We start from the raw sequence: 21,459 nt of genomic DNA on the forward strand, positions 1-21,459 counted from the left end.
AGTGGTCGTCAGGAGAAGCCGGAATGATTAGGGGCAAATCTATCACAGCGCGGTTTCCTCGGCTCGAAGGCGATAGCGAGGACGAATTGTCTGTGCGTTGTACGCATCCGAGAGGTCGTCATAAAACCCGATCTCTCGCAGTCGATCCTTGAGAGCACGCACGTTTTCGCGGAATGCCCTGTGCTCGTCCAACGAAACAGGCTTACGCCCCGTACTAGTTACCCCCGGGGCTATAACGAAACCGTAGCGCGTCTCTACCCATGTTAAAAAATCCTCGACAAGAATTGGCTCCGTTTCGAAACGCCGACCGGCGGCGGTATCCCTCACTTTCAAGACGGCAAGCTGAACGAGGACTTCAAGCGCTCGGCCGCCTAAGTGCCAGCGACGAGGGTTGGTCTTTGACTTCCCCTGTACCAGAGTCCCAAATGGCGAGTTCTTCTGAAACAACTTGTCAAGCATCTGCACTAGATATTTAATGTGATGCGCTTGGCGAACGTGCGTGACAAGCTCAATTAGAGTATCGAAAGACGACAGCCCCGCATCGAGAATGGCATTGATCTCTGGCGCTAGACTCTCGTCGTCCTCATTTAAGCTACGAATCTGCTTCAGTACTGCCTTGAAATCCGATTCAAACTCCGGAGTCGGATTGGCCAACAACGCGGGCACTTCAAGTGGGTCGTCCGAAATCTTTTCTTCGTGCGCGTACCTGAGAAGCTGATTCATCGCGAATACGGACTTTATAAAGTCGCCCAGCATCGAATATGCGGAGGCAGCACTCTCCTGAGATAGCTGCGCCATACGACTACGATAATCACCGCCCATGTCCGTAGTGAAGGTCACAGGATAAGGGCAATCCGAGAAAGGAGCCTCACTATTGCCGTATACGGGGCACGAACGACATTTCTCGTGAGAACCACAGTCTCGAATCCAACCGGAAAGCTGACGACCAAGCCGGAGCGTATAGATGCCCAAGTGCAAACCGAGGATTGTCCGGAGATACTCGATCATTACCGGCCGTGGAACGTCTTGATAAGATAGAATACGCTCGATGTCGTCGCAGAGGACACGAGATTGGCCGATGCACAAGGGCGGATACGGAGTAATCTTCTCGCCCGACGGATGCATATCGGCGACACCTTCAACTAATTTGAGGACCGCCAACGTTTCTAGGTCAAGCCTTGCGCCGGCCTGAAAATGCCGACCTCGCTCAAGATATGCCTTCAATTCTTTATGCGCATTCCCTTCGCCGTACTCCAGCATGGCATAAAGGGCATCCGCAAAATTATAGTCGCGACAGTATTTCGCCACTCGAATTTTGTGGGCATCCAAGTGCAGGGGCCGCAGCGATGCAATCGCCTCGGTGGGACGCCCGCGGTTCACTAGATCGAATACGTCGGTCTCCAGCCATTGCCGCGCAATCTCCCCGTTTTCAGCAAACCCTGTGACACCGGGCAGTCCAGCTAACCGCTTGAAGTGAACGTCCACCTTTTCGAACTCAGTCTTTTGTCGGCCGGTCGTGGCCGGTCGCATGCCGCCTGTCTTTAACCAAAGGAAAAGCACGACTAGCACGCGATCCAGATCGGCATTCTTTGGATCGGGGTAGAAAATCCGAGGGTTACGGAACTCCTGATCTTGCTTGCGGAGCTTCATGCACCCTCCTGACGCGCTATTGCTTCAATGCTTTGACGAGTCAACACCAGTCTGATCCCCTCTGGTCGGCTCTCTGCAGATACATCGTAAAACTGCTCATCATCTGACGACAACAGCACACGATCAAAGATCGTAGAGGCCAGCTCGTTGCGGAAGATTAGTAGATTTACAAATAGACCCTGGAGATCAGCTGCAGTGGGTCTGTAGCCATTCCGAATTAATTCCATCATTTCTAGTAGGTCGAGTGAGATTCGCAATCGTGCGGGTCCCCGTACCGAAACCAATTGGACTGCATCGGGGCAAACTCGAGAAAATCGCCGTATGCCGGTACTGAAACTTCAATGACGAAATCATCCTTGGGAAACAGGCGATAAGAGCGAATTGCAGCTTGTGCCACCCTTGAGACCCGGAGCGCCAAGTAATTCTGGCGAAGAAGCGGGTTTCGAACACCTTCGGCCACGCTTACGGCTTCGACCACGCGGTCTCGTAGAGTGGTCCGCGTGGTGGCACGTTCTTCGGGTGTCTTCGCGCTGATTACCGACTCGAGAAGCCCAACGGACGTGTAAGGCAGCATGTCGCGCCAACTGTTGTCGCGTCGCTCGTAGAACGCCCACCGACGGAGTACCGCCGTGAGATTTCGCCTCGCTTCGGCCACTACATCAAGCGCAATGCTGTCGCTCGGGCGCGGCACGCCAGCTGCATAACGTCGCAGCTGGGCCGCCGCAACCTTCGATCGGCCATCGAAAGTCATCCATGGGACAGCACTATCGACGTCGTAGTCAAGCTGCCTATCCAATACAGGGTGATTCACACGCCCCACATCGGTTTCGCGCAATTGACGCACGAGACGATCAACCGCACGATCGGGCCCCGATGCACTGATCGGTAGCGCGAACTCTTGATCGGCAAATGCTTCCGTATAGTAGAGCGCGACCAAACGCTCCGGCCCAAGTTGATCCAACTGTGCGAGCAAGCCTTTCACATCGGCGCACCCATGGTCCCGCAGTAAGAACCAGGAAAGCGCCGACCGAAGATCTCGCATTGTGATATGTGCGCGGCGGCGCAGATGAACGACTTCAAACAGCCTGAGGACGCGCTCCCGCACTGCAGGACCGGAATTTGAATCGCGCAACGTACTCGCGTTGTGCAGCAACGGGCATGACTCCCGAATGGAGCATCGATCGCAGGGCGCCCACAGCTCTGGCTTCAAGAGTTGCATCAGTTGTCGTTCAACCAGGGACTTAGATCCACCGGCTGTCACCGCGCGCATATTTAGGTTGACGAGAAGCGCCCCCTCTGGGGGCGGGCTACCCGCCAACGCATCGTTCACGAAACGTCGAATGCCCGTGTAGGCGCTAGTACGCGGACCATGGCTAGAAAATCCAGCAACCTGCCTTCATTGATCGCAATCAGGCGCACGTTAGAACCAGCGAGACCAGCGATTTCCTCACCCTCGAAGGGCTTTAGAAATGAATCCAACACTGCGTCGCTCGAGCGGTCTTCCTCGTCCTGAGAGCCGTCATAGTTTGTCTCGTAGGCCTTCCCCTCCCACGTCCATGTTGAGCCATTTTTGCTCGGGAGTCGCACCACATTCGCGCCGTTCTGATCAAACAGATGTTCAACTTGCTGAAGAAAGGCCGTCTTTCCATCTCCAGCGTTACCCGTAACGATGACTAACCGATAACAGCCAGTTGTGATGGCCGGAGCCAACTTCTCGTCAAGTCCGGTACGGACGTAAGTGAGCCGCGCAATTTCATCGAGCCCCCGCGTCCCGGTGTTCGTCCTCCGCGCCTGGCTGTACAGCGTTAGCATGCGCGAGACGTAGGGATTATAGTCAGCGCGGCCAATTTCATCGGGCTCGAGCTGAAGACCACCGAATGGATCTGCCGAGGCGACTTGCTTCGCCGGAGCCAACATCGATGGCACAGCGGCAAGCGCCGCCCGCATTTCCGATGCGGACTGAAAGCGATCGATGGCCCGAGGCTGCACTGCCTTAATCAAGAACTCGGCGAGCTCATCAGAGAAATGAACGCCAACCGAGATCTGACGTGGATCGTATGGCGCCCCATTTTCTGGTCGATCTTGCAGAAAAGGGTGCCTGTGAACGATCAGCTCATAGAGAACCACTCCAAAAGAGAAAAGATCAGCATGCGCCCCCCATCCTGCACTCGTAACGTCCGGCGCCCAATAACGACGCGTCCCAGCCTTACCTTTAGCTTCACTTGCCGGTGCAGCGATGTTGAAGTCGATAAGCTTTGGTTTATACGATGGAAGCTCCAACATCACGTTGGGAGGCTTGATATCGCGATGATAGACACCGTTACGATGCAATGCTTCCAGAGCATCCAGCACCGCCATTCCGATGGACTTTATGTCTGACCAAGCTAGCCGGCGCTGATCGTTGCAGTAGGGCTCTAGGGTTTCCCCTTGAACGAACTCCGACACAATGTAGGGATACTCGAGTGGCACGCCGAGACGAGCCATCCACACATTACGAACGATGTTTGGGTGCGTTGGCAAGCGTGGCTGAATCTTAGTGAATTCGTGCACCGCCAAATCGGCGTTATCTACGTCTACCAACACCTTCATTGCGTAGGTTCGTTGGTGGTCAAGGTTAAACACCCGATACACCTTTGCGAAGGTGCCGTTACCTATTTCCTCGTCAAGACGCCAAACTCCATCAAGGATAGCTCCCACTTCAAGTTTCGCAGGCGCTATCACAGATGGTTGCGATGCCCCCTTTCGGCCATGGCCGGTGGTCATTCCGAGCACACTTTGCAGGCGCGCAAATGCATCCGCGGCAGTAGGTCGTCTCTCGGAATCGTCGGTTCGAAGCAGATCGAGTACAAGCTCGTCAATGCTTGTGTCGATCCCCGCCCGAACCTCAGAGGGCAACTTCAACGGGCAACCACCAGATGCCAAGGCTACCTCAGGGCCATCGAACGGCAACTCATCGGTCAGAAGCTGGTAGAGCAAGACTCCAAACGAATACATATCGGAGGCGGCATCAAAGTCGTAGTCCGCCACATTCGATAGCTCAGGCGAGAGATAGGCTCTATTGGCTAAGCGTTCTGTATCAGGAAATACCGTGCTGTTGGCATCCATCCAGGCGCGATCGAAGTCGGTCAACCGCGGTCTACGATCGAAGCCTATTAGCACGGTAGAGGGACAGACGTTTCGATGGACAATACCCGCGCCATGCACGGCTCCGAGCGCCGCCGCAACACCTTCAGCAATCTCGAGGCGCTCGCGGATAGTGAGACGATCTCGCTCTGCATTGGTAAGGAAACCGTGAAGCGTTCCATATTCGGACCACTCGGTGACCTCGAAAAACTCGTGATCCTCGTCCAAGCAGTCGAACTGGAGTACGGGAAGCAAATAGGGATGACGACCGATACGGGCTACCGCCTCGGTGGGCCTACGCACGACCGCCTTTCGTTGTTCGACTTCCTCATGGCTGCCGTAAGTATCTATCTTCCAGGTTCGAACTCGGTAGCGCGATTGATCGCCCTCAACGTAGGCTCGGCGCGCAACGTATGCTGCCTCGTTTGCTTCCACCTGTAGGATCTCGGTAACTTCATAACTGCCGATTCGGCGTCGCTTTTGTCGCTGACGGGAAGCCCACTTTCCTTGAAGCGCAAATTCGATGGCTGGAAACAATGACGTGAGATCAAGCCCCTGCCGATGGGAAGGCACGTTACGTGGATTTTGCAGCCACTTTGGGAGATCGCTCATGTTGACGACTGAGGCTTTCCACGCGCCGCTCACAAGAATTGCTGTGCCATCCGGCACTACTAACACTGGTGCTACCTGCGCGTTGTTCGCAAGCGCGCCAAGCTCTGTCTTTAGGACCTTGCATTTGTGGTTGACGGTCCACATTGGGCAACGCTTTGGCGTCTGGTTGAGTAGCCACTCCTGATCGTCACCCGTGAGGCGGCCATACCATTCTTTGGCCTCGATCACGAAAATGGAATGGGCAGCCAAAAGTACTATGTCGTACTCAAGTGCGTCGTGTCCCCGTTGCTTGATTTGAAAATTCGGAGCTAATCCCCAGGTCCGAGGCAGGGTCTTCCGCAATACTTCCAGGACGTCCCTTTCGAAGGGGCCCACGGGGCCATCACCACCGGACGGCGTGTGTATCACGCGAGCCATTGCGGAAGAACCTCCTCCTCGATGATGCGGATTGCAGCAGCCTCAGCTTCGTCAGCTGCAATGCGTGCTTCTTCAGCTTTCAAGACGTGCTGCCGGATTTTGTCGAGTGTAACTAACGAAGGATCCGGGAACGGAAGGCGCTCAAGCAAATCGAGACGCATGGAAGGTATGCTGGTCCCCACTGCGGTTGACTTTAGAAGCCACTGGCCGACCGTGGTGGAGAGAAACGCGTAGGCCAACTCGCGATAGCAATCTTGAGCGAGTACTCTCAAAATATCCTGGGTAATCCCAGAACGCCAGCCAGCGAACGAAGCCAGCTCTACCTTCCCAAAAATAGATCCCTCATTCATCTGCCCGTGGCTACCGACAAGAAGAGCGTTGCGCGGAACGAACAGGAGCCTTTTTGGAATAGCGGGCAGCACTATGCGGCGGCCCACCGGCCGGATCATGAAGACGTCACGCTGGGATAGAAAGTCAATTCCGTATGGCGGTGAGCATTCCACTCGAGCAAATCGCGGACCATTAAAGATGCCATTGGCAACTAATACATCGCGAAGCTGTGCTTTCCATCGTTGTCCAAGCAAGCGGACAACGCCACCCCCGGCAGCGAAATTCCAAGCCCGGATTGACGGCAATGGACCATCCCACACAATACTGCGACTTGACCGAGTAGAGCAGGCCTCAAAGGCGTCACGCATCTCAGGCGTCTGCTCTAGCAAGATTTGAGCTTCGCGGATCTCAGTAGCGTATTCTTCACGTCCAGAGGTGCACCGACGGACTAGTTTGGCCACTCGCCGTACAATTGAATTCGGCGCTACAGGAACTGGTAGCGCTCTGAGAAGATCCTTGCGAACTCCCAGAATTTTCGTGCCATAACTCGTGGCCCGAATCGCCTGAACTCCAGTGGGGCTCGCCAACCACGCGTAAGCGAAAAGCGAGAAATCGTCGGTCGGATCTTCGAGCACCAGCGTCATAGCATGCGGCCCCACGTACTTGCCCGCGAGTTCGACCATCCGCGAGCAAGGCTCTGCCATAAATTTCATTTTCACCGAGGGTTCCTGCGCCCGCGATCAGGACGTGTCCTCGTTCAATGAGGTGCTTTTCGGGCTCCGGCATGGAATCGCGACGGATCACTCGGCCTCGTGGCTCGGCCAAGAACATATCGCTCTGTGTTACAAGCTCGATTCCATGATCGGGTTCACAATCTAGTCGTGTGAACACTGAGCCGTACGCAGGACCAAAAGCTTTGACGATTTCGTGGAGAGGACGAGCAGAATTGGTACCGGCCAGGCGGATTCGCTCTATCGCAGGATTATAGTTTAAAGCTCGCAGAGTCCTAGATTGAGCATCATCAATCACGAAGACTTTCACCTGAATCGCCCCTCTGCAACGAGCCGGCGATATTCCTCTGCGATGAGCGGCAGGTCATCGGCAATCCTCTTGCCTTTACGGATGCGTGTGCGCTCGTGGATCAGTCCTTCACGCTCCCAACGATCAGGAGCTTCAGTTTCGAACAAGCTTTCGCTTCCGTCCGGCTCGCGCAAGTACCGTGGTTCACCTCGTCGTCCATGACCACATTCCTCCGCTATGGCCATAAATACGGGCTGCTGTTTGGGCCCGCGTGGACCCAGCATACGTGTCTCTTCTGGGGCGCGTCGACGCACGAGGACGCAACTCGCTTGCACTGAAACCTGCGGGAGGAACGTTTCAGCAGGCAAGTCGACGCTGGCGAGCAACTCGCTATGAGTTAAGAGCCAATGCCGCACAAATTCCATCTGCTCCCCGGGATTACCCAAGATGCCGTTCGGCAAAACAAGTGCCATAACACCGGTACCGGGCTTTAAAAACTTCCAGCAAGCCTCAATAAAAAGCACCTCTGGCGCGACTTTTTTCTGCAACGCGTATTTTACCCATCTCGCGCCATCGCGCCTCCAAGTAAACCCCAGGTCGTAATGCCGCAGAACTTCAGGATCCTCGACGGGAATTTTTGCTCCGAAGGGAGGGTTCGTGAAAACGTAGTCAAATTGGCGATGCGCCTCACCAGGACCCACGCCCAGCTCGCGTTCCATCGTAACCATTTCAGGTGTACGATAACGCGAGCTACCGATACTTTCTTTCTCACCGTAAACGCCATACTCAAGACTATTGAAGTTGAAGATGTGCCCGTGGCCGTCGCCGTTCATGACCATGTTCATGCGGGCGGCCTTGCGAAGATCGCTGTCCACGTCAAAGCCATACAAGCTCTGCCGTGCATACCGTTTCACGAGAGGGTCAGCCTTCTTCCGTTCGCTCGGTACCGCATCATCTGGAAATGGGCAGCCGACCTCTTTGAGGAAACGACGACGGGCGTGGTTCAACGCCACTATAAGAAAGCCGCCGCTGCCACATGCGGGGTCGAGCACGCGTTTGCCCGGCTGAGGATCGACCATTTCAACCATCATCCGAATAACATTGCGCGGAGTAAAAAATTGCCCCTTCTTCTGCTTCAGTGTGTGTGAGGTGATCGCTTCGAATGCCATACCCTTCGCGTCGGTATCCGCGGAGAGAAGATCGAATCGTGCCAGCTGTGCGGCAACATAAGCAAGATTTCGGTCATTCGGTTCTAAACGCTCATAGCCATCGAACACATCCTTAACCTGCCCCTTCACGGTATCGAACAGAGCATGGATGCGTTTGGCAATTCGAGCTTGGCCTTCGGGCGTGTTACGCTCCGTAGCGCCGACGAAAAACAGGCGCTTACTTTGCTGCTCGTCAACGATCTTTGCAAAAATCAAATAGAGAAGCTGCCAAAACGCCTTTTCATCGCGCAAACCATGAGTGGATAGGTAATCATGGCAGTGATTGAAAGCGCGTAGCAGCGAGTTGCCTGCCGCTACGCGAAGCGCGCGGCGGTCAGCGTCATCTAAGTCGGCAAGTGTTTCATCAGGCGCTGGAAAGTCTGTCAGCTCAGTAATCACCGGGAAGCCATTGGCGGCATCGTATGTACGCATACGAAACGCCATTTCCTTCCCATTGGTCCACACTCCGTAGACCTCACTGCGTGCTTCGTTTAAATTCGACAGGACCAGCTCGAGCTGACCTATAGCGGCATCCGAGACTTTGGCATTGCTCTTCGCAACGAGCACGACGCGAATTAGATTGTCTAGAGTGTGCAGCTTGCCACTTTCGTAAACAGCGACACCAATCGAAACAGTCTTCTTCTTTTCGGCAGCGTCTCGGCACGCCACCTTGACATCACGTTCCATGTCGGAAAGCTCGATACGGTACTCGCGGTGCAATTGCTCGATTAGGCTCTGCAGTACGCGCTCTTCGGGCTTGTCGATCTTCGAGTGACCCGTTAGGGCACATATTAGCGTATCTTGAGGTATCAGCTCATCGCTGCCGTCTTCGCCGTCGACCATGCCCACATCGTGTTCACCTGCATCAGCTACCGTATCGATGACGTCGTCATCGTTTAGCTTGCGCGGACGCGCCATCTATCCCCCCAACACAAATCATTAAGGTCCGCCCGTTCGGTCGCGAGACCTTAAACCATCCCACTTCCAGGTGACTCCTCAGAGCAACACAAGCACGGATCCCGAGACTCAAGCCTAGAAGTAAGCGATGAATTGCAGCGAAGCAACCAGAAGCCGCAATGAGGGGCCCCTGCTTAAGCCCTAGTTGGCTCGGACGGAACAGGTGGAAAAAGGCGACCGCGGCGTTCGGAATCACTTGGTCTGTGCTAGCATCCGAGTCGCATTGCTCGACCGGATTAATCTAGATGTCGACTGCCAAGGGGCTCTCGCGCAAGCCTCCAAGCTCTTACCCGCGCCGGTCCCCACAGACGAGAGTTTCTGGATTAGCTTCGGTCCCGCCAAATTCTGGTGAGCTCAATTGCATATCATCGCCGGGGCGCACGCTTTCTACGGTTTTCTCCCGCGTAGTGGTCAAAAGCGCGTTCGACCTGCTGCTCTACAAAGAGGCGATCGTCCTGCCAGCTGAAGCCGAGCTGACGCGCCAAAGGAAGAAATCCTGGGCCCGGGGCGGTGCGGCCGGCAGTCTTGCGATGGACTATTGCCGATAGAAGGATTTTGCGCCGCGCGAAACTCTCCTCGGACACCTTTCCCAAGATCTCACCGATCTTGGTTCGGTGCGCCGGCACAGTTCTCGACAGACCGAGCACCTTCATGACTTGCTCGTAGAACACGACATTCCTGCTCGCGGCGGCCTCAGCTAGGTAGTCCCGGACGATCTGCACCTCGTGCTCAAATGCTTCCGCCAGCTTCACTAGGTCGCGCGCCAGCACGCAACGGGTGTTTTTGATTTTGACCTCCTGCAACTGGCCGATGCGCACCATCCTATCGATGGCGGCTCGGCTGACGCGCCGGAAATCCGCGGCCATTTGCAGGGAAATGACCGCCAGTTCGGGATTGCGCCCGAGGGCGTGGATATAATCGCGGATGTCGGCATATTGCATGCGCCACCTTGTTATGTAACGAATTCGTTATATAACAAACCGTCAGACTGTCCATAGCTCATTGGCGGGGCTCTACCAATCTGAGGATCGCCGTAGATGTCGCACTCGGATCTGTAGCATGCTGATTTCGCGTTCAAGAAGCCGCTTTTTTTCCTCCAGGTTGGCGAGATCGGCGCTCGTCGCGCGATCTACTCGGGCCTTCGTAAGTGCGGTCAGGTAAGGCCTCAGCGTTTCAATGTTGCTGTGCCCCGCGTACTCCGCTGCTTTGAGAAGAATCGTGGCTTCAGCTATCGGTATAACGCCTCGTCGCGACGATATCGGTGTGGCGCAGATGGTGAGAAAGCGCACCAAGGTCTCCAAGCTGGTATCGCCACACATATGCGATTCTGAAGAACCGACGGAACTGATGTGGCGTGAAGTGCCAGACTCTCCCATCTTTCGTCTTAGATATCCGAACGACGGCTGCGAAGTTGTTCAGGTCCCAGATCGGATTGATGGTGCGGATTTGGTCTTTATCGTTCGCGTCGATCGCTGCCCACCTGCAGATCTCTGCGTCCGGATCTTCACCACGCCCACGGCGACTGAGTTCCTCGAGCTTCTCGACGGCAATAGCGACAAGAGCTGGACATGGCGTGAACTCCTTTCGACGATTAGTCTTTAAGTCCTGATCCAGAACCCGTCCTTGGAATTTCCGCGCACGGATTGGGCGTGATTCCGCGGATCTCGTCTATCCTGCGGCCGCTAAAGGTAGCGATGACCACTACCGAAGCCATGGCTAGATATCTGACCGCCTCCGGAAGTGTAATGCTTAGGGGCTCATCACTGCGGTTGCGGACGGTGTTCATCAATGGCCACGGCGCAGATGGCCCTCCGGGAGCGTTCTCCATCTGCCCGACGGCAAGGCTAACGGGGTCCGAAATGTCTAGCCCCGCCATGTTTCGTAGAACGAGAGCCGTTTCGTGAGCAGCCAATATGGGATCTGAGTAGTCGAGTACCCGATTGAAATTAGGGAAATGAGACGCCGGGCCGCAGGGGCTTGGTGTCCGAATTGTCATCGACTTCGGGCGGACAAGTGGTTCACACGAGCCGGCCGATAGATCCGAATGGGCAGGTTCGTCTCTCACCAAGGACGCGGGCGAGCTGGACCATGGCGAGAAAGTTTGCGACGGGCTTGTCGTAGCCGATAGCGATCCGGCGGAAGTGCTTCAGCTTGGAGAAGAAGCGCTCGATCAGGTTGCGCTCACGGTACAGCCGCTTGCTGAAGCAGGGCTTTCAGCGACGGTTACTCTTCGGCGGGATGTTGGGTGTGGCGCCTCCTCTTGGATCAATTCGCGCATGCGATCCGAATCATAGGCCTTGTCCGCCAGCAATGGTGCGCGTCCAGAAATGGTCGAGCGATATATCAGCGATCTGCGCGTCCTGCGCCTGTCCTGCGGTCAGACCAAGCCGGATCGGGGGCCCCTGCGCGTCGACGACGACGTGGATCTTGGTCGTGAGGCCGCCTCGGGAACCCAGACAATGATCTCGATCCCCTTTTTGCCGTCGCGGCCTACTGGTGGGCACGAACGGAGGTGCTGTCGATCATCTGGATGTCGCCGTCAGGAGCGGCGGTGATAGTGTCCATCATCCGATCCCAGATCGCTGCCTTCCGCCTCGCACGAAGCGGTTGTAGCAGGTGGTGCGTGGGCCGTAGCGCTCGGGCAAGTCGCGCCATGGCGCACCGGATCGCAGCACCCAAACGATGCCGTTCAGCACGCGGCGATCGTCGACGCGCGGCACGTCTCGCGGCTTGTTGGGGAGCATCGGCTCGATCACGCGCTACTCGAAATCGGTCAGATCATATCGGCTCATGTCGAGACGCGCTGGCTCGATCAGGGGATACCTGCGCGGAATGTCGCGCGAATAAGCCACTCCACGAATCTTGGATGGCAGCAATAGAATTAATGGGCGACCTCAGGGAGGCAGGCGTCGACTCCGGATGAGCGCACACAACCCCCGCTTGGCGAGTATCGTTTCGACTACCCTCCTTACACCGGAAGTATCATCGGAAGGTTGGCAACAAGACCCAAAAGATCCTGTACGTCTCAATATATTTCAAGAGGTCTGCAAGCAGTTCACCACGGACTGCTCGTCTGCAAGCTTCACCGCACTGATTGACCTTGGTCAGGGCGATTTCCTGATAATCCAGGAAGGACTACAAAGAAGACCCTCGTTTTCCGCCGGCACCCGGGCCAACCTCCTCAGTTTCGGATTGTCCAACGCCGAGGAGGATGCTGTGTACCCTTCCTTCAACAAAGCAGTTCCGAAATTCTAGCGGAAGACCTTTGAAAGCGCCGCCGAAAATTTCAAATCCGCAACGGCGAATGCCCTAGTCCTTGTAGCGGAGCTCGATGTCGCGGGCGTCTCGGAGCGCCTCCTTGGTGAAGTCGGGCATGAATTGCAGCGCCGTGCTGTGGTCGAAGCCGGGGTCGATCGCCATCACGGCGGCCGCCGAAAACCGGGCATACCGCCTCATGTTGCTGTCGTCAGTCTCAGTCAGCGTGGCTCCGAAGCCTTCGAACATCCGGTCAGCGGTGCATCCAATCGCGGCCTGGATACCCGGCACTTCGAACTTTTCCAGTTTCGGTCCGGTGAACAGCCACACGAGCGCAATGCCCTCCCTGTTTCCGGTCAACGCATCCGTGAACTGCTCCCGGAACTGATTGCACGTGACCATGGGGGACATTTTTTCGTCTGTCTCCGCAGAAGGCCATCGGGAAGAGCAAAAATGGCGAGAGCCTTGAGAATAGGCCGTCGGCTGGACCGGCGCACTTGCGCGGCGGAGCCGAAACCAATCCTAGCTCCGCTCATAACCTTGCGGGCCCGGTCGCGTCCAGACATGTCGCGCCAGAAAGGATCATGATGTGCCAGGCCGACTGATTTTATTTCGGGCCGGTGCAGATAACCTTGTCGGTCGAATAGCCGCACTTGTTGCCCGACCTTGTGTCGAGCCGGACTACCGTGCTGGAAGTGCAGTGCTGGGCGGACCATGCCTTGGTGTCAAACCCGCAATACTGGTACATGTCGTGCGCCTGCGGACAGTTGCGCTCATACTCGCCGCTGCAAACCTTGTAGTCGACAACAGGTAAGGGGGCTGCAGTGGCTGTCGGAACAGGCGCCATGCGGAGGGAAATGAAAGCGAGTAGTACGATCGCCGCGATCAAGCCGAATGCCGTTGCGAGGATGTAAAGCAGATAGTTCGGAGCATGTTGTCCGGGCTTGCGATTGATGGCCTTCACCAGCGCCAATCCAACGCCGGTGACCCCGCTAGCGACGCTGGTCCAGATGGCGCTGTAGGTGTCCATGATGAAGGACGGAAGCTTCTGGAATGCCGGACTGCTGATGAATTGAGTGGCCATCGAGAATACGAAGATATCGAGAGCCGTGGCGATCAGGAGCACGATGAACGCGTCGACGAGATCCGGCCTCGCCGTGCCGCTCCTGCTGTGGTCCGGCAAGTGCCGATGGTCAATCACGGTCATGCTGGAACTCCATCGCTATTCAGAAGGAACCGCTGGGTCCTTCCCGCCAACTAAGACGAACGCCGGTCCCGATCCTGAGTTCCGGTTGCGCATGCCGGTAAGACGCCCCGGTTTGCACCGCGGTTAGGACGCTGAGGCATCATCCGTGATGACGGGCGGTCCGCCGTCGAAGGCCTGTTCTCCGATGTCGCGATGGCAAAGCACCAGCATGGCCCGGGAAGCTCGCCTTAGCCTTAATGTGTCGGTGACCATCCGGATCCGCCCCGGCTCGAGCCGGTCAATGTCGTCCGCGACCACCAGCAACGCGCTACGACACGCTTGCCGCCAATTCCAATTGGAAATCTGGGGCTAAACGGCTATCGGCGCGGCAATACTGGGGTGAGGGTTGTAATTCAGCAGTTGGAAATCTTCGTATCGATAATCAAAGATCGAGGTCGGACGTCGATCGATCTGAAGCGTCGGCAATTGTCGAGGTTGACGGGTTAGCTGCAGCCGAGCTTGCTCGACGTGGTTCTTGTAGTGGTGGACATCGCCACCCATCCAAATGAGCTCGCCAGGCTGGAGGCCGACTTGTTGTGCCAACATGTGAATCAGCAGCGCTGCCTCTGCCAGATTCCAGCCCAACCCAAGAAAAACGTCGCAGCTCCGCTGGAATACTATGCCGGACAATCTGCCCTCGCCACGTAATATTGGTAAGTCATGTGGCACGGCGGGAGAGCCATCCGATCCAATTCTCCGACGTTCCAACCGGTAAACAAGAGACGTCGGCTAGTCGGATTTTCCTTTAGAGCCCGCACCAATTCGGAAATCTGGTCAATGGTGCGGCCATCATTCGATTCCCAAGCGCGCCACTGTTTTCCATACACAGGGCCAAGATTCCCGTCCTTGTCTGCCCACTCATCCCAAATCGTTACGCCATTCTCACGCAAATATCGGACGTTAGTATCACCGCTTAGAAACCAAAGAAGTTCGTGAACGCACCCCTTGAAATAGATTCGCTTAGTCGTGAGGAGTGGAAAGCCGTCTGATAGTTTGAATCTTAGTTGGTGACCAAAGATCGAGAGAGTGCCAACGCCGGTGCGTCGCGCAACACCTCGGTGCAGAAGCGTTCGCAGCAACTCGAGATATTGGTCTTCGGGATGAAATAGCGGCAATTTTTCCACCGTACGAGCACGGCCTTCTAATCTGCGATTCCAAACAGCAGTTCGCTACGATAGTAGGCGTGACCGCCACTCGGCGTTTTCTCTAGGTTCTTCAATCCATTGGCTGTTCCTCGCGAAACAGTAGCAATCGGACATGTGAGCAAAGAACCCCGGCCTAAGAATAACGTCAAAAGGTCTCTCCCCAGATTTGAAACGACAGTTTAAGCTTGCATCCAAACTGCGTGACGTTCCGTGCATTAGCATTACTTTTCATGTTTCTGTTTTGAAGCCGAGCGCGGCGTCGAGCAGGTGCCGTTGATATGTGCGGTGTTCGTGTCGCTGCGTTTTGGTTGACGAATGTGAGTTTTCAACTGTCGATACTTACAATTCTCGCGGAGCAACCGGAGGGTCGCGCCACTCTCGCTGTCCTAAAGGAGTACCTAGCGGTGTTCTACACCAGCGGTCCGGAGTGGTCGGCTCATATGAAGCGACTTGCAGAGCGCGCGCCAGATCTCGATATTTTTGGGAAAAAGTTAGTTACGCAAGAATTCGGGCACTGGGTCATAACAGAAGGGCGCCGCGCCTTCCTTGCTTCACTGGAACGGGCGGCCATAGTAATCTCTCAGGGCGAGCGTCGAAGACACGTCTGACAAGCCACTGGCAAGTAGTCTTCTTGCGCTTTCTCCGGCGTCGCAACGCCGCAATGGTAGTCGCCAGATATCGCCGTCGGAAGAGACCGACGGGGCGCGAAGGCCGGTCGGCCTAACAGTTCTGCAAAGCGGATTGCGATTGTCAGTTCATTTATGTGGCCGACGAGACCGCCCGCACCTACCGAGTAGCGGTTTGAAGCGGTGACTTTGCGAAACTGGTTATTGCTTCGGCTCAAAGCGGGCAATTCTGCGCGGGCCATCCCACAGTTCTACAGGGTCGTCCTCGAGAAGGTCCTCAGCGCGGGCCTTGGCGTCGTCCTCGGTGGCGCAGATTAGATCGATCGTCAGAGTGATTTTGCCCTCGAATGTGAGGACAACCGCCCGAAATGATTTCATCGATGGCACTTACCATGTGTTTCCTGTTTCGTTCCACCCATTTCTGTTCAGAGCCTGTGATTCTGCAGCGGCAAACGAGGCGCGATCGGGCAGCTGCCAACAACGCCATCGATGCGACACAGCAAAGGTGCAGCGCTATGTAGGCCGCTGGTCGACAGACCATCAGACTGCATTCAGAGTTATGGCAGCACGTGGACAAGCGTGCTAGATCGTGCGCTCTGCTATTTTTCGATGCTATTGGTACGTGCCCCTGGACGACGAACTTCAATCGACATCGCGTACATGTTCGTATCTCTGACTATGGGTGATCGCCAGCTTTCCCCTGCTGCCGCTGTTCGACGACTGCTGCAATGGTTTGACGTGCGTAGTGCAGGCACGGAGTACGAGGATGCTTTAGCCGCCGTCGCGTTTTGCGGTTCATTCGAATACACATTTGCCGACCAATTCACGGCGCCGGATGGATCTTCCCGGAGCAGATATTCAAAGAGGTGATCCGCGAGGCTGCTGAAGACAAAGAGGCAAGCGAGATTGCAACGAGCGCATTCCCGTTGCTGCGGAATCTTCCGGATCGGAGAACGAAGTGGAAAGAGGCAGGTGAGAAATGGAATGTCCTGGTCAACTCGAGGCTTAACGATGACGCGCTGAGGCGGTGGACACAAGATGAGTTCCTAGCGGGCGCGTTTTGGCCGACGCAAGACTGAAAAAGCTTCCGCTACCCCCGAACACTGATGGTTGAACTTTGTTCCACCGATGCCGCCAGATGTAATGTCGGAAAGCGAATTAGTGGCCACGGTGGTAACTCGTAGACGCGAGATTCGAGATACGTTCTCGGATGCGGCGCGCGATGTCGATATCACGGAGCACCAATCACGCGTAAATATCCGTAACCTTCCCCGGGAGTGATCAGCGAACCTGCTTAGGCATCAGCTGCCCAGCCCCATTAGCAGATTGTCGAACACCGGAAGTCCCTTGAAGGGCGGCAGTGAAACGTCCGCGCCACGCCGAGGGCTCCGAAATGCGCGGAGTATTCTTTGTGTGGTCTCGAACTCCTGATGTTTTGATGATTCACTCGGGCGTAAGCCTGTTCGTTAGAGAGGGACGGATGAAAACGAATCAAGAGGGAGAGTCAATTGGATCTTCTGAGCGGTCACGCCCTAAACAACCCGCAAAATCCAGAACCAAAAAACTGACCGCGACCACGAAAAGGCGTGCTCTGAAAGTCAGAAAGCCCGAGCAACGTCCTCCTCCATCCTCCTGAAAGCTATTGCTGCGCAATTCCCACAATCTGATCGCGTATCGCGACCGAAGCGTTGCTACCACTTCGAGAAGGCCTCCAGGCCCCGCTCATGGGCCGCGGCGAATCTCCCCTGGACGGCAGGTCCGCCATCCAGAAGATCCGTGCGATCGGGCACACGTCATCGCCCGTGGCCCTGGAGATCGCTTTCCAGCTTCTTCCGGCCCGCGCTATGGCGGCTCCCCGGATCCGGAACGATACACAAAGGCCAGTCGCGGCGCTGAAAGCCACATGCCGGCGGGCATCCACTCCATGGAGTGTAGCAGGCCTGGCACCGGCCGCTGCCCGAGTTGTCGGCCCTATTCAAACCAGCCCTGCAAACCTCACCAGGTTAAATTAGGCGCAGGCCAACCTGCTCCTGCAAGAGCTGAGTGGGGAATGCGGCGGTGGAGCGTATGCCGCCGCCTAGCCTCTAATCGCGATCCGGTCGGAGGCTTAGCCCGGGGCCGTGAACTAGTTATGTCGTGTAGCGGCAACTTGAGGCGCGGACCCATTTCTGCAAAGCCAGCCTTCAAATACAACGCTGAATTCGGGCTCCGGCTCCACACCGGTTGTTTGGGCGCCCCGACTTCGAGTTGCCCCCAGCCCTTTGCCGTACCGAGGGCCACGGCCGCCTCGATGAGGCCCATCGCGACGCCAGACGAGCGTTGATCCGGTACGACGTAGAGCTCGGTGATGATGCCGTAGGTTCCACGCGCAAAAAGGGAGGCGCTTTCCGATACCATGATGACGCCCACAGCACGCTCCTCGGCAAAAGAGAGAAATCCATAAACGCGCTCTTTCATCGCGAGCAGGTCGGCAACCAGCTGAGCATCCGGTTTGGGCTGCCCGTCGGCGGCCTCGATTTCAGTAAGTAGAGCCCCAACCATCTGGGTCACGGTTATGGCGTCATCGACAGACACTTCACGCGTGGTCACCATGTCACAAGCTCCTTCAACCAGAACAGGTACCGCAGCACCCGCATAGACGAGAAGGTGCCGCGGCATGCATCGCTAGGCAGATATGCCTCCATATTGACGTTCAGATGACGCCTCTGTTCACAACTGTTGGAGACGACAGGCATTAGCGTCGCGTGCATGGACTACGAGAACTTTCAAAGTGGATGTGACGCCTCCCAGCGAACTTTTGATGAAGGCTTGGGAGCATTCGATTGAACGCCCGCCCCCAAATGACGCTAGCGAAACCACGAACTATGTTCTTGTCGCGCATACCTGTCGGAATTCCAAGGGCCTCATTCCAGTCAATCAGTGCTCCTCTCTGGCAAGCACCATTGACGAACGAATAGTCTCAGAGAACAAGCGACCAAGCCAGTCGAAGACGAACTCTTTTTCACCGCAACCGGAAAACCGGTTCTCTAAGATTCACGATGCGCAGATTGTTTGTTGCAGGGCGCCCAGCTCCGCAGATTCCGTGACGATTTTCACTATAGCACATCTCACTTGTCGGAGCCGCCAGGCGTTGAACGTTGGCGGACGCGTCGTCGGATGCGCCGGGCGGAGGCTTCCAGCTCCCTCGAGGCGGACGAAACGGACTCGATCACCTGCCCTACGGCTGCTTCGGATTCGCCCGCCAGCCGAGCGATGTCGGCCTTACGCTGATCGGCAGCAGTCTGGTCTTGTTCGACCTTAGCCTCAAGCTCCGCCTGCATCTTCTCACGAGCTCTCAGCTTGAAGATTTCTACCGCTTCGGCCATATCGCCGAGCTCATCTTTTCGTCCAAGGCCGGCAAAACCACAGCGAAGCGCCCCTCACCTAGCTGACGCATGGCGGCGGTCATGCCCGCGACGGTTTTGGCAATGCGCTGCCCGAAGAGAGCACACGGAACAGGCCCGCGAGCAGCGTTGCAAGTCCAATGAGCCAGACCAGCTTCTGCCGATTTTTTTCAGCCCGGATTTCCATAACCTGCGCTTGCGCGTCGGCCACGGACATGATCTTCGCGATTGCCCGGCGAATGCGGTCGTAAATCTGTCCGAGATCATCCACCTGATCGCTCAGCGCCTGCTGCGTCACCATGAATGATACAAAATTCGCCTTGTACGCCCGCTCCAACTCGAGAAGCTGGGATTTCTCCCCCACAGAATAGCTGCATCTCAAGCCTCCAATTTGCATAAAACATGCGAAGCACACACGAAAGTCGCGCCCAACCAGCACGAAAACGGGATATTCCAACATTTGGCTTGCGCGACTTGACCGTAGGCGCAGGCTTGGAGCTTCCAGTGAGTATCGATACTCACTCTACGCTCTTTTCAGCCGCCCTTTGGGGCGATTCCTCCCTGACTTGGCCGTGCGGATTTTCGCACGGCCATTTTTCGCAATCCAACGAAGAAGAAGCGCTGCGTCAATCGCTCATTTTTTCAAGTGAGGTGTGGCCCTGCGTTACACGGTTGTGCAGCAACCTCTGCGAAGCTCTGGACGCGGTCAGACCGACATCGGCGACCGGCCAACGCATATAACCATTTCAACGAGGCGATTGCGCGGAGCGAGGCGAAGAATCGTGGGATTCGAAGACATTATCGTTAGGCGCTCGCTGGCACCGTCGACCAGACGATGCCGTGCTTCGCCGCAAAGGACTTTCAGGAGGCTTCAGAGTATGGGGGTCGACCAGCTCAAGGTACTGCAGCCGGTCAACGCTTGCCAAATGCCTCTTAGCAGTCGCGATGAGCCGGCCTACGTCGCGCGCTCCTGAGCGACACTCATCCGTTGCTGCGAACAGGCCGGGCTGATAGCCAGCGTGCGCTGACGCTCTTCCCGCCAGAGATAGCGGTTGCGACTACTCATTGCGAGCCCATCTGACTCCCGCACAGTTGGTACGATCATGATCTCGAAAGATTGAGATCAGCAGCCATCCGACGAGCGACTGCGCATCGTTGAAATTCTTTTGTCCGAAATACACGTTATCCGGCTGCACCAAATTGAATAGCTTACACACTACCGTTACCACCCCGCGAAAATGCCCGGGACGGAAAACCGGCATAACGGGTTCGCGAGTTCGCCTGGCTCGATGAAGTCTCAAATTGGGTGGGATAGATTCTTTGTGAGCTCGGCGCAAAAGGAATCGAAAGTCCAGCATCGCGACACAGCTTCTGATCACGCGGAAAGTCACGGGGGTAGGTGCTCAGATCTTCTTTCGGCCCAAACCGAGTAGGATTGACGAAAATGCTGACAACGGTGAAATCGCACTGTGCACGGCTCGCTTTTACCAGCGTGAGATGCCCCTCGTGCACGTAGGCCATCGTCGGAACAAAGCCGATGCGTTTACCGCCTTTGCGAGCCTCGCCCAGGGCGACGTAGCTGAACGATCGTCGTTATTGTCCGCGTATTGTCCTCGCTCCGCTCGAGTTGGAACCTTCCAGTTTGCAATGGTCTCACGAAGCTGTTCGGGTAGCCGATAATTCGTGACTCCCCGGGAATGTGCCCTGACGGCCGCCCAGCGCGCCAGCGCCTCCCGAAGAACCCGAAAAAACTAATTTCGCAGGACCCTACTCGGCCGCTTCAGGAGGAGTCCTGGGCGTCCTTGCCGCCTACCTCGGCAAGGCTGATCGATGCGAGTGCCGGAGAGCATGGGCCGGCTAGGGTTCGCAAGCCATTCGTGGCCAATACCAGCCGCTTAATATCGCAGCCGGTCTGCAGCAAATGCCGACAAATGAATCCAAGCCGCTTCTCCCAGCATCGCTAACGGCCGTCCCTGTAGATTGATCAGGAAGAGCTCCGTTCAGACGCAGGCAGACCCATCAGGCCAAACGGGATCCAAGCGAGAGAAAGCCAAAAGAAATAGTAAGTTGTGAGGGCGTCATTGGACGCCGTCGCGCAAACCCGACTGGATGACCGCTTAGCCGCCGCACGCTTGTTCAACTTGTAGGCATTGAAATCGATGATTGTTGCTGAGGTCCGTGTCAGTTGATCCTCCATACCACTCCGGGTGGGCATTTACGGCAATGCATCGCCGGGCTAAAGCACTGTCGGCCGGGCCAATCCAGTGCCAGTTATCAAGCTGCTCGCAACCAGCGCAGCCATTTTTGATCGGCCTCCCGCCGCGCCTTGAAGCGGTCGACGCACCTTTTAGAGCAAAGCGCCTTTCGCCAGCAGTAGTAGCGGATCAGCCCGAACTTCCCGCCACAAACGGCGCAGCACCTTCCTGAACCACCATGGAAAGCGTGAGAGGTATTGCGCATCTTTGCCTCCTATCGGCGCCCCCTAGA

Annotated in this window: 14 protein-coding genes and 3 pseudogenes; 3 read left to right on the forward strand and 14 right to left on the reverse strand. The window is 56.2% G+C overall.

The features are described 5' to 3' along the window. Positions 1-42 precede the first annotated feature (42 nt). The 6 genes from mads7 to ACSKB8_RS03450 all read right to left on the reverse strand — a co-directional run bounded on the left by mads7 (position 43) and on the right by ACSKB8_RS03450 (position 10,258). The gene (gene mads7, locus ACSKB8_RS03425) at positions 43-1,650 is read right to left on the reverse strand and encodes a methylation-associated defense system protein MAD7 (protein ID WP_438102499.1); all 1,608 of its coding nucleotides are present in this window, start codon (positions 1,648-1,650) and stop codon (positions 43-45) included. Positions 1,651-1,882: 232 nt separating this feature from the next. Then, a complete protein-coding gene (locus ACSKB8_RS03430) occupies positions 1,883-2,803 on the reverse strand; it encodes a hypothetical protein (RefSeq protein ID WP_438102501.1) in 921 nt (306 codons plus the stop codon). A gap of 173 nt (positions 2,804-2,976) precedes the next feature. Then, on the reverse strand, positions 2,977-5,802 hold the full coding sequence (gene mads6, locus ACSKB8_RS03435) for a methylation-associated defense system protein kinase MAD6 (RefSeq protein WP_438102503.1): 2,826 nt from the start codon (positions 5,800-5,802) through the stop codon (positions 2,977-2,979). Next, positions 5,790-6,851: a restriction endonuclease subunit S gene (locus ACSKB8_RS03440; RefSeq protein ID WP_438102505.1), complete on the reverse strand. Its 1,062-nt coding sequence runs from the start codon at positions 6,849-6,851 to the stop codon at positions 5,790-5,792. The genes mads6 and ACSKB8_RS03440 overlap by 13 nt, the downstream gene beginning before the upstream one ends. Positions 6,852-7,169: 318 nt before the next feature. Then, positions 7,170-9,278 (reverse strand): N-6 DNA methylase, encoded by a 2,109-nt coding sequence (locus ACSKB8_RS03445; RefSeq protein WP_438102506.1) that lies wholly within the window; start codon positions 9,276-9,278, stop codon positions 7,170-7,172. Between the two features lie 404 nt (positions 9,279-9,682). Further along, positions 9,683-10,258, reverse strand: a complete 576-nt coding sequence (locus ACSKB8_RS03450) for a hypothetical protein (protein WP_438102508.1) — start codon at positions 10,256-10,258, stop codon at positions 9,683-9,685. A gap of 277 nt (positions 10,259-10,535) precedes the next feature. On the opposite strand from ACSKB8_RS03450, the gene ACSKB8_RS03455 reads away from it, so the two are divergent. Further along, positions 10,536-10,919, forward strand: a complete 384-nt coding sequence (locus ACSKB8_RS03455) for a hypothetical protein (protein WP_438102510.1) — start codon at positions 10,536-10,538, stop codon at positions 10,917-10,919. A 416-nt stretch (positions 10,920-11,335) separates the two neighbouring features. On the opposite strand, the pseudogene ACSKB8_RS03460 reads toward ACSKB8_RS03455, so the two are convergent. After that, a pseudogene (locus tag ACSKB8_RS03460) lies at positions 11,336-12,061 on the reverse strand (IS5 family transposase). 175 nt (positions 12,062-12,236) lie between these two features. Between ACSKB8_RS03460 and ACSKB8_RS03465 the strand changes: the two are divergent. Continuing rightward, complete coding sequence (locus tag ACSKB8_RS03465; protein ID WP_438102511.1) at positions 12,237-12,572, forward strand: hypothetical protein; 336 nt, start codon at positions 12,237-12,239, stop codon at positions 12,570-12,572. A 54-nt stretch (positions 12,573-12,626) separates the two neighbouring features. Here the strand turns inward: ACSKB8_RS03465 and ACSKB8_RS03470 are convergent, their stop codons facing one another. The 5 genes and pseudogenes from ACSKB8_RS03470 to ACSKB8_RS03490 form a co-directional block, all read right to left on the reverse strand. Then, complete coding sequence (locus tag ACSKB8_RS03470) at positions 12,627-12,983, reverse strand: hypothetical protein (protein WP_438102513.1); 357 nt, start codon at positions 12,981-12,983, stop codon at positions 12,627-12,629. A gap of 196 nt (positions 12,984-13,179) precedes the next feature. Beyond that, complete coding sequence (locus ACSKB8_RS03475) at positions 13,180-13,779, reverse strand: hypothetical protein (protein ID WP_438102515.1); 600 nt, start codon at positions 13,777-13,779, stop codon at positions 13,180-13,182. Between the two features lie 348 nt (positions 13,780-14,127). Continuing rightward, positions 14,128-14,933, reverse strand: a pseudogene (gene thyA, locus ACSKB8_RS03480) (thymidylate synthase). A gap of 857 nt (positions 14,934-15,790) precedes the next feature. Further along, complete coding sequence (locus tag ACSKB8_RS03485) at positions 15,791-15,967, reverse strand: hypothetical protein (RefSeq protein ID WP_438102517.1); 177 nt, start codon at positions 15,965-15,967, stop codon at positions 15,791-15,793. Between the two features lie 1,617 nt (positions 15,968-17,584). Then, a complete protein-coding gene (locus tag ACSKB8_RS03490) occupies positions 17,585-18,181 on the reverse strand; it encodes a GNAT family N-acetyltransferase (RefSeq protein ID WP_438102519.1) in 597 nt (198 codons plus the stop codon). A 545-nt stretch (positions 18,182-18,726) separates the two neighbouring features. On the opposite strand from ACSKB8_RS03490, the gene ACSKB8_RS03495 reads away from it, so the two are divergent. Next, complete coding sequence (locus ACSKB8_RS03495) at positions 18,727-19,020, forward strand: hypothetical protein (protein WP_438102521.1); 294 nt, start codon at positions 18,727-18,729, stop codon at positions 19,018-19,020. A gap of 13 nt (positions 19,021-19,033) precedes the next feature. On the opposite strand, the gene ACSKB8_RS03500 is transcribed toward ACSKB8_RS03495, so the two are convergent. Beyond that, positions 19,034-19,432: a hypothetical protein gene (locus tag ACSKB8_RS03500; protein ID WP_438102523.1), complete on the reverse strand. Its 399-nt coding sequence runs from the start codon at positions 19,430-19,432 to the stop codon at positions 19,034-19,036. Between the two features lie 388 nt (positions 19,433-19,820). Then, positions 19,821-20,569 (reverse strand): annotated as a pseudogene (gene panC, locus ACSKB8_RS03505) (pantoate--beta-alanine ligase); the annotation flags it as partial. Between the last annotated feature and the right edge of the window lie 890 nt (positions 20,570-21,459).

This window comes from Bradyrhizobium sp. BR 1432 (assembly GCF_051547705.1).
Lineage (GTDB): Bacteria > Pseudomonadota > Alphaproteobacteria > Rhizobiales > Xanthobacteraceae > Bradyrhizobium > Bradyrhizobium zhanjiangense.